Source organism: Variovorax sp. P4_D9, from assembly GCF_056401695.1.
Genome location: NZ_JBFUIU010000314.1, coordinates 1 through 10,067 on the forward strand (window position 1 = coordinate 1; position 10,067 = coordinate 10,067).

Genomic DNA, 10,067 nt, shown 5'->3' on the forward strand with positions numbered 1-10,067 from the left:
GTGCCGGACTCGTGCCGGACTCGGGCGTGTCGAGCACGGTCTTCACGGCCGCGGAGAGCTTGTCGACGATCTCGTCCGGCGTGCCCGCCGGCGCCAGCAGGAAGAGCCGCGGCGCGACGTCGAAGCCCGGCAGCGCGTCGGCCAGCGGCGCCACGCCTTCGGCGCCATCGAGCTTCGCCTTGTTCATGAGGGCCACCGCGCGCAGCTTGCCGGCCTTGGCCTGCGCCATGCCGGCCGTGGCGCTGACGACGCCGATCGGCACCTGTCCACCGACCACGTCGGGCACGATTTGCGCGGCGCCGCGGTACGGCACATGCACCACGAAGCTGCCGGTGGCCTGCTTGAGCATCTCGAAACCCAGGTGCTGCACCGTGCCGACGCCCGAGGTGGCGAAGGAATAGCGGCCCGGATGGGTCTTGAGCTCGGTCACCAGCTCGGCCGGCGTGCGGGCCGGGAAGTCGTTGCCGGTGACGATCATCAGGGGCGACACGAAGGCGCCGGCGACCGGCTTGAAGCTAGTCAGCGGGTCGATGGCGATCTTCGGCAGCAGCAGCTTGGTGATCAGCATCGCGCTGTCGCCCATCATCAGGGTGTAGCCGTCGGGCGCGGCCTTGGCGACTAGGTCGGCCGCGATCATCCCGGTGGCGCCGGCGCGGTTCTCGACCACCACCTGCTGGCCCAGCACCGCCGGCAAGCGGGCGCTGAGGATCCGCGCCGCGGCATCGACGCCGCCGCCGGCCGAATAGCCCACCACCAGGCGGATCGGCCTGTCGGGGTACTTCTGGGCCCAGGCGGCGCCCGCCATGCCGAGGGCCAGTGCCAGGGCCGCCAGGCGCGGGGCCTGCCGGCGCGGTGGCCGAATCGCTTGTCGTCGTCTCTGCTTCATCGTGTCTCCGGTGCGCCGGTCAAACCGGCGAGGTGTTGTGAATGAAAGAGTCATACGTTGAAGGCTTAGCCAGCTTCGGCGGCCCCGAATCATGCGTGCACGCTCGTGAGGGCGTGGGCGAAGCGTTGACAGGGGTACGCGCGGGCCGGGTATAGCTCGGGAACATCGCGTGGCTGACACGCGCGTGGTGCGGCTGATCAAGAAATGGCTGCACGCGGGCGTGCTGGAATAAGGCAGGATCACGCAGAGTGAATTGGGGACGGTGCAAGGCGGCAACGTCCGTCCGCTGCTGGCCAACATCTACCTGCACTATGCGTTCGACCTGTGGGTGAAGCAGTGGAGGGGGCGCTACGCCCGAGGCGACGTGATCGTCGTGCGCTATGCGGACGATTGGATTGCCGGATTCCAGCTCCGTGATGACGCCGAGCGCTTCCAGCGCGCGGTTGCCGAACGGCTGGGCCAATTCGGGCTGAAACTGCACCCCGACAAAACGCGGCTGATCCGATTGATGGCGCATTGGTTGCCCGTTCAGACCGTCTGCCACCCGTACCCGAACCAGCGTCTGATCGTCACGACCCAAGGCAGGAGCCGTATGCGGTAGTCCCGCACGTACGGATCTGTGGAGGGGGTGCTGGGTGACTGGCATTCCTACTCTGACTGGTCGTTGTTCTTCAGGCCTTGCCCTTGCCGTGGGAGCTCGGCAGCTTCGCCAGTTCACGCACCCGATCGGCATTGGGCGCGAAGCCGAGCCCCGGCGTCTCGGGCAGCGTGAGCCAGCCCTGGTCGGGCACCGGCAGGCCGTCGAAGACTTTCTTCAGCATCTCGACCGCGACATAGTGGTACTCGACCATGCCGCCGTTGGCGACGCCCGCATGCAGGTGCATGTTGTGGAAGGGCCAGGCGCCGCCATTGTCGATCGGCACGTTGAAGGCCTGCGCCATGCCGGCGATCTTCAGGCACTGCGAATAGCCACCCGAGATCGTCACGTTGGGCTGCAGCACGTCGGCCGCCTGGTGGACCAGCAGGTCGCGGAAGCGGAAGGCCAGGCCCTCGTTCTGCCCGCAGGCGAGCGGGATCGTGGTGCGGCTGCGCAGCTGGGCCATCTGGCGCACGTCGTTCTGCGTCAGCGGTTCCTCGAAGAAGCTGATGTCGTAGGGCTCGATGCGGCGTGCCAGCTGGGTGGCGTGGAACAGGTCGAGGCCGCAGTTGGCGTCGACGTAGAGCTTGACCTCGGGGCCGACCGCTTCGCGCACCGCGGCGACGCGGCGCACGTCTTCGTCGATCACCTCGTCGATCGGGCGCGGCTCGTCGCGGCGCGCCAGCGCATGGCCGCCGATCGTCATCTTGAGCCGCTGGAAGCCCTGCGACACCCATAGTTTCGCCGCGGCCGCGAGCTGGTCGCGCTCGAAGAAGCCGAAGCCGAAGGTGGCATAGACCGGGACCCGCGAGCGAGCGCCCCCGAGCAGCCGCCACAGCGGCTGGCCCAGCGCCTTGGCCTTGAGGTCCCACAGCGCGATGTCGAGCGCGGCGATGGTGTGGCTCGCATAGCCGGTTTGGCCGCGCGGCGAGAGCAGCCAGTAGAGCTTGTCCCAGAGCCTCTCGGTGGCCATCGGGTCTTCGCCGATCAGCGCCGGGCCGGCCACCTCGCGCACCGCGGCGGCGATGATTTCTTCTTCGGTGATGGCGGTCATGCCGTGGCCGACCAGGCCGTTGTCGGATTCGATCTCGGTCAGGCAGAGCGACAGCGAGGTCTGCTTGTCGAGGCCCAGCACGTCGATGCTGACCGGGATGTTCAGCGGCGTGGCGCTGACGCGGATGATCTTCAAGAATCTCTCCTTCGCTACTTTGGTTGCGCGATTCTTGACGCGCAGGGGCGGGAGAACAATTCGTTTGTGGCGGGCGCGAGGCTTCGCGAAACGCGAAGGCTCGGGCCTCTGCCGTGCCGCGCGCCTGCGCACTCGAACGAGAGCGCAATCGCAAAGGGGAGCCGATCGCTAGCCTCGCTGCGCACTGGGGGAAAAGCTCGCCGAGCCCGGCTCGGCCGGCAGGCGCAAAGTGTTTGTCAGATAGCTGACCGTGCGATAGAAGCCGGCCAGCATGATCAGTTCGAGAATCGCTTCGTCGCTGAACGCCGACTTCAACGACTGCCAGAGTGCGTCGTCGACAGTGCACTCGGCGTGAAGCATGTCGCAAAGCGCGATCAGCGGCCTGTCCTCGTCTGTCCAGCAGGAATCCCGCGCTTGGCCGGAGGCAAGCGAAACAACTTGAGCTTCATCGAATCCGGCGCGCGATGAGAACAGCGCGATATGGACGCCCCATTCGTATTCCGACCTGCACAGCGACGTGGTTCGGGCGATGACGAGCTCGCGCTGCCGCAACGTCAGATTTCCGCGGTCCAGCAGCCCGCCCGCGAAGAACTTCTGAAACAGGCGAGGATCCCTGGCGAGCGTGGTGAAAAGCAGCAGAGGCGGTTTGCCACGCATGAGACCATCGAGCGACGACTGGATGCCGGCGGGGAAAGGCGGCTCAGCGGGAGCGATACGAGCAGTCATGGGTCGACCTCGGGTGTCTGCTACATTTTCTAAAGCATGAACTCTATCGCTATTGCTTTAAAAAATAAAGCATGACTATTCCAAAGCTCGGCGCGCCCGTGCGCGGTTCGAAGACCGGCCGCCCCATCATGGTGGCTCTGGACTTGCTGGGGCGACGCTCGACGCTTCGGATTCTTTGGGAGCTTCGCGCGGAGCGGCTGACGTTTCGCGCTCTGCAGGAGGCTTGCGAGACAAACTCCAGTCTGTTGAACACGCGGCTCGCGGAGCTGCGAGCGCTGGGCCTGGTCGAGCATGATGAGGGCGGCTACGGCCTCAGCGTGGAGGGGCGCAAGTTGAGTGCGGCGCTGGCGCCACTGAGCGATTGGGCGCGACAGTGGAAACCCGCAGCGCGCTGAGTCACGCGCCCTGGCGCCTGGAGGCCGGGCGAAATCGTGCTAGATGTCCGCGCCGCGCCCGACCGGGGGAGCCGTACGCCAGGGCTGGTGCGTGTCGAGGACTGCCCGGAACCGGCATGAGCGCCTTGGCCGAGCAACGATGAATTTCGTGAGCTGCAGCCGACGCCTTTCGGCCTGGCGAAGGCAAGAGATTCAAACTCGGCAGGCGCGGCGGCCGAAGTCGTCAGGAGAGGGTCGGGCGCTGCTCGGACGGGTGGTCGCGCAGCAGTCCATCGATGCGCGAAACCAGTGCGGTGTCGAGCCCCTCGTGCAGTCTCGCGCGGGCCGCGGCTAGCGCGGCAATGTCATCGTCATGGGAAGCTTCGGCTTCGCAAAGGGCGGCCAGCGCGCTCAACTCCAACCACAGCGCCTGCTGGCGGGCGGCCTCGTTCGCCGCGGCCCGCATCGCGCTGCGCGCCGCGTCAACATCGCCCAAGCCGAGCGCAATCTGCGCCTGCAGCAAGAGCAGCTCCGGCAGGTGCAGGCGCTCGTCCATGCGCTCGGCCAGCGCCAGCGCCTCGTCGAGCTGCCGCTGCGCGTCGTGCCAGCGCGCTGCCAGGATCAAGGCCTGCGCGGCGTAGCCGAGCACCCCCGAACGGCCGCGCAGCACGCCCAGCGCAACATCGACCGCATAGCTCTCGAGGATCAGCGTATGGCCGTCCAGCGCGTGGCCGAGCTGCGCCCGGGCCCAGCCGCGCAACCAGCGCGACGGGCCGTCGGCCTGGGCGATGGCATGGTCCGTGGCGATGCGCTGCAACGCTTCGCCGAGGGCCTTCCTGTGGGCCGCCGGCGCCGCGTTCGCGCTGGCCGCGTTGGTGATCTGGTTGGCGCCGCGGCCCACGCGCAGCATCGACATCACCCAGGCCGGACATTGATCCGGACAGCCAGTCAGCCCGGATCGGGGATCCGCAGGTGCTCCAGCACCGAGCGCGCGGCAGCGGTCAGGTCCTGCTCGCGCCGGACGCACAGCAGGTGGCGGCGCATGGCCCATGGCGCATCGAGCCGCAGGCAGCGCAGCCGCAAGATCTGCAGTTGCGGCAGGATCGCCGCGAAGGGCAGCACGCCGATGCCGATACCTTGCTCGACCATGCGGCAGACCATGTCGAAGCTGCCCACCTGCATGCGGACCTTGAGCGGCAGCTGGGCCTCGAGCGCCGCGCTCAGCAGCACGCGGTGCAGCGCCGTGCCTTCGCGCACCACGATATGGTCGTGCCGCAGCACTTCTTCGACGCCGACCCGCTTGCGGCGCGCCAGCGGATGGTCGCGCGCCACCACCACCGCGAGTTCGTCGCTGCGGTAGGCCAGGCATTCGAGGCCGTCGGCCGGCGTGTGGCCCTCGATCACGCCGATGTCGGCCAGCCCGCCGATCACGGCCTTCACCACCTCGGTGCTGGCGCGTTCCTGCAGGTCGATCTTGAGCACCGGATGCAGCCGCAGGAAGGAGCCGATCTGGGCCGGCAGGAACTGGGCGATGGCCGACGCGTTGGCCGTGATGCTGACCACGCCCGCCACGCCGTTCTGGAAGTCGTCGAGTTCGGCGCCGAGCCGGTCCATGGCCGACAGCACGGCGCGCGCATGCAGTAGCAGGCCGTTGCCGGCCGAGGTCAGCGTGACGCCGCGCGCATGGCGCACCAGCAGCGGCAGCCGGGCCCGCGCCTCGAGGTCGGAGATGCGCTTGCTGGCGGCCGCCAGCGCGATGTGACAGCGCTTAGCGCCTTCGCTGATGCTGCCGTGGTCGGCCACGGCCACGAACAGGCGCAGCGATTTCGGGTCTGCGGACATGCCGTGTGCGTTCAGGGAGCTTCGGGTGGCTGCGCCAAATAGTCGAACAGTTCGCGCGCCGAGGCCGGCAGCTGCTCGCGGCTGCGGGCGATGATCTTGAGCTCGCGCTCGGCCCAGGCATCTGTCAGCGGTACGGTCGTGATGCGCAGCGCACGCGACAGGCGCCGCGCCGACGAGGCCGGCAGCACGCCGACGCCGACGCCGGCCTCGATCATGAGGCAGATGGCCTCGAAGCTGCCGACCTGGATGCGGGGCGCGTAGCCGCGGCCGGCGAGCTCGGCCTTGCGCAGCAGGAAGCGGTGGATCGCGCTGCCGTGGTGCAGGCCGACATGCTGCTCCTCGAGCGTGTCGACGAAGGCCATGGCGCTCGCGTCGGCGAAGCGGTGGGCGGTCGGCACCACCAGCACCAGCTGGTTGCGGCCGAAGGGCCGGGCGTCGAAGTCGCCGGTGTGGACGTCGCCCGCGAGGATGCCGATGTCGGCGCCGCCGTCGGCCACCGAGCGCACGATCTCCTCGCTGAGGTATTCGCGCAGGTCGACCTGCACCGCCGGATGCTGTGTCAGGAAGCCGGCCAGCTTCTCGGGCAGGTACTCGGTGATCGAGGTGGTGTTGGCGAACACCCGCACGTGGCCCTTGATGCCCTTGCCGAAATCCTGCATGTCGATGCGCAGGTGCTCCATCTGCTGCATTACGCGCTTGGCGTGGTAGAGCAGGGCCTCGCCCGCGGCCGTGAGGTTCACGCCCTGGGCGGTGCGGTGCAGCAGCTTGCCGCCGATGGCTTCCTCCATCTGCTTGATGCGGGTCGATGCGGCCGCGAGCGAGATGCAGGCCTTGTCGGCGCCTCGCGTCAGGCTGCGGGCCTCGGCCACGAAGGCGAAGAGCTTGAGGTCGAAAAGGTCGAAGTGCAGGTTCACGGGCGGATTGTCCCGCTAAATCCGCCAACACCCGAGACTGTCAAATAGGGTCCCAGCTGAACACATCTGCCGAGCGGTCCAGCGGATAGAAGCTCGCACGCATCGCCGGCATCGCATGCTCGGCGATGGTCTGCGGCGTCCAGCCTTCGGAGCGGTGAACCGAGCGCACCGGCCGCGGCTGGCTGATCAGCGAGATCTCGTTGTTGCGCACCGAGAAGATCTGGCCGTTGACCTCGTGCGCGGCATCGCTGGCCAGGTAGACCGCCAGCGGGGCGATCTTCGACGGCGTCATCTGCTGGATCTTGGCCACGCGCGCTTTCTGCTCCTCGGTGTCGGTCGGGATGGCGCCGATCATCCGGCTCCAGGCGAAGGGCGCGATGCAGTTGGAGCGCACGTTGAACTTCAGCATGTCGAGCGCGATCGACTTCGATAGCGCCGCGATGCCGAGCTTGGCGGCCGAATAGTTGGCCTGGCCGAAATTGCCGATGAGGCCCGAGGTCGAGGTCATGTGCACCATCGCGCCCGAATTCTGCTCCTTGAAGAAGGTCGCCGCCGCCCGGCTCACGAAGTAGCTGCCGTAGAGGTGCACCTTGATCACCGAATCCCATTCGTCGACCGACATCTTGTGGAAGAAGCGATCGCGCAGGATGCCGGCGTTGTTGACCACGGCGTCGATGCGACCGAAGTGGTCGACCGCGCACTGCACGATGCGAGCCGCGGCGGCGGCATCGGCTACGCTGTCGGTGTTGGGCACCGCCTCGCCGCCCAGCGCATGGATCTCGTCGACCACCTGCTGCGCCGGACCGGCGCTGTGGCCGGCGCCGTCGACCGCGGCGCCGATATCGTTGACCACCACGCGGGCACCGTGCCGCGCCATGGCCAGCGCGATGTCGCGGCCGATACCGCCCCCTGCGCCGGTGACCAGAACCACTTTGCCTTCGACCATCGGATCTCTCCAGAATCTTGCGTGCGGAATAGCCCCCGCAGAATGCCACGGCCGGCGCCGCCCGTGCTTCGGCATTCCGAAAGAGGGGCTTCGGCCCGGGCTAGGCTGATCGGTCGCGCAGCACCAGCGTCTGGACGGCCACGCCGATCGGTCCCTGTTCGTCGTAGAGCCGCGAGAGCGTGGTGCCGGCGCCGCTGGCGTCGGCCTGGGTTTCCGACGAGAGGCCGATCCATTCGCCCACCGGCTGGCGGTGCAGGTGCAGGTTCAGGTCGGCATTCGAGAACAGGAAGCTGTCGGGTGGCAGCACCCAGCTAAGGCCGTTGCCGAAGTCGGCCGCGGCGGCGGCGCGCATCGCGGGCGAGTTGGGCGCACCCCGCACCATCGGCACCGCGAGCCGGAACCAGGCCGCGCCGGGACCGGGCCGCGAGACGTCGCCCTGGGCGGCCAGGGTGTCGACCGCCGTGGCGTAGAACGAGATGCCCTCGGGCAGGCCCGGGATGCGCAGCGCTTCGGTGCAATCCTGCGGCAGCGGAAGCAGGCGCGCCGGCGATGGCCCGGGCAGGTCATCGGGCAAGGTCAGCGCCTGCCCGCGAAGCATCAGTGCATGGGCGCGCGCCACCAGCGTGTCGCCGGCGAGCAGGTCGATCGTCAGGCGCGTGGTCGAACGTGCGGACTGCGTGCTGAAGCGGGTGGTCAGCGGCGCGACCGGCACCGGCTTGATCAGCTCGACGGTCAGGCGCACAAGCTGCCAGCCAGGTTCGGCCATGGCGCTTTCGGCCACGTGGGCCATCAGGGCGCTGGGCGCGCCGCCGTGCTGGGCGCGGGGGTCCCACGGGCCGCGCGAGAGTTCACTGGGCCGCCAGACCTCTCCCTCGCGCGTGAAAACATCGGCAGGGTTTTCGGATTCGATCGAGGGTCGGGTCATCACGCGTTTTTACCGCAGCGGGTGCTTGTGCAGCTTGCCGAAACGAAATCCGTCATCACGCCCGTCGCCTCACTGCCAGGCGGCGCGCGGCAGCGCGGCCGGATCGCTGGTGCCGGCGGTGATGCCGGTCACCGGGCACCAGTTGGGATCGAAGCGGCTGCCGATGAAGGCGGCCGAGGCCTCGGCGCTGGCGTGCTGGATCATCAGGCAGGCTTGGGCGGTGAGCACCAGCCGATGCGTGAAGCGGCGCGCCTGGCGTTCGAGTTCGGCCGGCGGCAGCGCGATCGCATCCCGCAGGCGGGTGTCCTGCGCGGCGACGTCCTGGCGGTCCAGGCCGAGGGACGCTCGTCGAAGAAGGGCAGGTTGGCGATGCCGTTGCGCCGCGCGATCGACATCATCGTGTGCCACGCGGGATGGAAGCGGACCTGGTAGATGCGTTCGCCGGTGCGCGAATGCGTGTGCAGCTCGGGCTAGTGGTGGTAGGCGTCCTCAACGGCCCGCAGGGTCGCCTCGGATCCGTACTCCGCGCTCTGGCGCACCAGTTCGTCGTCGCGCCAGCCGGCGCCGCCGCGCGCCACCGCGCGGCGCAGCAGCGCGGGGTCGCTGGTGCAGACGTTGTAGTCCTTGAGTTCGGGAGCCTGGTTGTCGGGATGGATGCCTGTCATGGGAGTCTCGCAAGAAGGAAGTGCGTCACTGCAGAATGCAGCCCGCCAGTTCGAAAAATTCTAGGAACAATGGCACCCGAGGGTGTTCGGGTTCCGGTGCGGGAGACCAGGATCAAACGCTCACCGACTTCTCCCCCGAGGAGGAAGCCGCGCCAGTCGCGCGCGCTCCACACTTCGCAAGCCCTGCAGGACGCCTTTGTTCGGCTTTTGGTCGAGCGCGGCTACGCGGGCATCACGATCCGCGAGATCGTCATGGTGGCCGGCACCGGCCTCGGCAGCTTCTACGAGTACTTCGCGAGCAAGGACGATTTGGCGCGCGTCTGCCTGCACCTGCGCTCCGAGGCGCTGCTGATGTCGATGCGGGAGACGGTGGCGTCCGGGGCGGCCGTTGCGCGAGATCGTCGACGCGCTGGTCGAGTCGCAGGTCGAGGCGCACCGCGAGCGGCCGGCGGAGTGGGCCGCGCACTACCTGCTCGAACGCCACCTGTCGGGCGCCGATGCCTATCGCAAGATGTACGAGCGCTTCGTCGACGTCTGGGCCGAGGCACTCGCCGCGCCTCGGATTGGCCCGCAGGCTGCGCGCTGCGCGAAGCCGCGCGCGTGAGCCAGACGGTGATCTACGTTCGCGCACGTGCACATCAGTGCCGTCGGTCCGCCCGACCTGCAGGCGCTGTCGCTGCAGGCGCGCACCGCGGTCAATGCCTACCTCGAGGCGCTGCGGCCTCATACTAAATTGCGTTCAAAGATATAGAAGTTATCCATTCGAACCCAGTCATTGACTGGGTTTTCGTTGGATTGGATTCGAGGGCGACGAGCCCGTGGGTCAGGGCGCTTTCGACGGCGTCCAGATTGGCGAAGACGTGGTTGGCGAAGCAGTCCTCGCGCAACGACTCCCACAGGTGCTCAGCGGGGTTGAGCTCCGGGCTGTACGGGGGCAGGAAGATCAATCGCATGTTCTGCGGC

13 protein-coding genes and 1 pseudogene are annotated in these 10,067 nt (G+C 68.1%); 3 read left to right on the plus strand and 11 right to left on the minus strand.

Going from position 1 to position 10,067, the window contains the following annotated elements; translation table 11 throughout:
• A partial coding sequence (locus tag AC1DY5_RS28510) for a Bug family tripartite tricarboxylate transporter substrate binding protein (protein WP_478116855.1) occupies positions 1 to 886 on the minus strand: 886 nt, incomplete at its 3' end.
• Between the two features lie 253 nt (positions 887 to 1,139).
• Here AC1DY5_RS28510 and AC1DY5_RS28515 point away from each other — a divergent pair.
• Positions 1,140 to 1,487 carry a reverse transcriptase domain-containing protein gene (locus AC1DY5_RS28515; protein ID WP_478116857.1) on the plus strand — a complete coding sequence of 116 codons (348 nt, stop codon included), beginning with the start codon at positions 1,140 to 1,142 and terminating at the stop codon, positions 1,485 to 1,487.
• 70 nt (positions 1,488 to 1,557) lie between these two features.
• Here the strand turns inward: AC1DY5_RS28515 and AC1DY5_RS28520 are convergent, their stop codons facing one another.
• Together AC1DY5_RS28520 and AC1DY5_RS28525 are read right to left on the minus strand one after the other, a co-directional pair.
• Complete coding sequence (locus AC1DY5_RS28520; protein ID WP_478116859.1) at positions 1,558 to 2,712, minus strand: mandelate racemase/muconate lactonizing enzyme family protein; 1,155 nt, start codon at positions 2,710 to 2,712, stop codon at positions 1,558 to 1,560.
• 168 nt (positions 2,713 to 2,880) lie between these two features.
• The gene (locus tag AC1DY5_RS28525; RefSeq protein WP_478116861.1) at positions 2,881 to 3,438 is read right to left on the minus strand and encodes a carboxymuconolactone decarboxylase family protein; all 558 of its coding nucleotides are present in this window, start codon (positions 3,436 to 3,438) and stop codon (positions 2,881 to 2,883) included.
• 71 nt (positions 3,439 to 3,509) lie between these two features.
• On the opposite strand from AC1DY5_RS28525, the gene AC1DY5_RS28530 reads away from it, so the two are divergent.
• Positions 3,510 to 3,833 (plus strand): winged helix-turn-helix transcriptional regulator, encoded by a 324-nt coding sequence (locus tag AC1DY5_RS28530; protein WP_478116863.1) that lies wholly within the window; start codon positions 3,510 to 3,512, stop codon positions 3,831 to 3,833.
• Positions 3,834 to 4,056: 223 nt separating this feature from the next.
• Here the strand turns inward: AC1DY5_RS28530 and AC1DY5_RS28535 are convergent, their stop codons facing one another.
• From AC1DY5_RS28535 to AC1DY5_RS28565, 7 genes and pseudogenes are all read right to left on the minus strand, one after another.
• Entirely contained in the window at positions 4,057 to 4,728 is a 672-nt protein-coding gene (locus tag AC1DY5_RS28535) for a hypothetical protein (RefSeq protein ID WP_478116865.1), read from the minus strand.
• A gap of 32 nt (positions 4,729 to 4,760) precedes the next feature.
• The gene (locus AC1DY5_RS28540) at positions 4,761 to 5,654 is read right to left on the minus strand and encodes a LysR family transcriptional regulator (protein ID WP_478116867.1); all 894 of its coding nucleotides are present in this window, start codon (positions 5,652 to 5,654) and stop codon (positions 4,761 to 4,763) included.
• An 11-nt stretch (positions 5,655 to 5,665) separates the two neighbouring features.
• Complete coding sequence (locus AC1DY5_RS28545) at positions 5,666 to 6,568, minus strand: LysR family transcriptional regulator (protein ID WP_478116869.1); 903 nt, start codon at positions 6,566 to 6,568, stop codon at positions 5,666 to 5,668.
• Between the two features lie 40 nt (positions 6,569 to 6,608).
• Entirely contained in the window at positions 6,609 to 7,514 is a 906-nt protein-coding gene (locus tag AC1DY5_RS28550) for an SDR family NAD(P)-dependent oxidoreductase (RefSeq protein WP_478116871.1), read from the minus strand.
• Between the two features lie 100 nt (positions 7,515 to 7,614).
• Positions 7,615 to 8,439, minus strand: coding sequence for a thioesterase family protein (locus AC1DY5_RS28555; RefSeq protein WP_478116874.1), 825 nt, complete (start codon positions 8,437 to 8,439; stop codon positions 7,615 to 7,617).
• A gap of 69 nt (positions 8,440 to 8,508) precedes the next feature.
• Positions 8,509 to 8,643, minus strand: a complete 135-nt coding sequence (locus tag AC1DY5_RS28560; protein ID WP_478116876.1) for a hypothetical protein — start codon at positions 8,641 to 8,643, stop codon at positions 8,509 to 8,511.
• A pseudogene (locus AC1DY5_RS28565) lies at positions 8,643 to 9,104 on the minus strand (hypothetical protein). The gene AC1DY5_RS28560 and the pseudogene AC1DY5_RS28565 overlap by 1 nt, the downstream one beginning before the upstream one ends.
• Before the next feature lie 388 nt (positions 9,105 to 9,492).
• On the opposite strand from AC1DY5_RS28565, the gene AC1DY5_RS28570 reads away from it, so the two are divergent.
• Entirely contained in the window at positions 9,493 to 9,708 is a 216-nt protein-coding gene (locus AC1DY5_RS28570; RefSeq protein ID WP_478116880.1) for a hypothetical protein, read from the plus strand.
• A gap of 124 nt (positions 9,709 to 9,832) precedes the next feature.
• On the opposite strand, the gene AC1DY5_RS28575 is transcribed toward AC1DY5_RS28570, so the two are convergent.
• The coding region (locus tag AC1DY5_RS28575) for a transposase (RefSeq protein WP_478116878.1) at positions 9,833 to 10,067 on the minus strand (235 nt) is incomplete at its 5' end.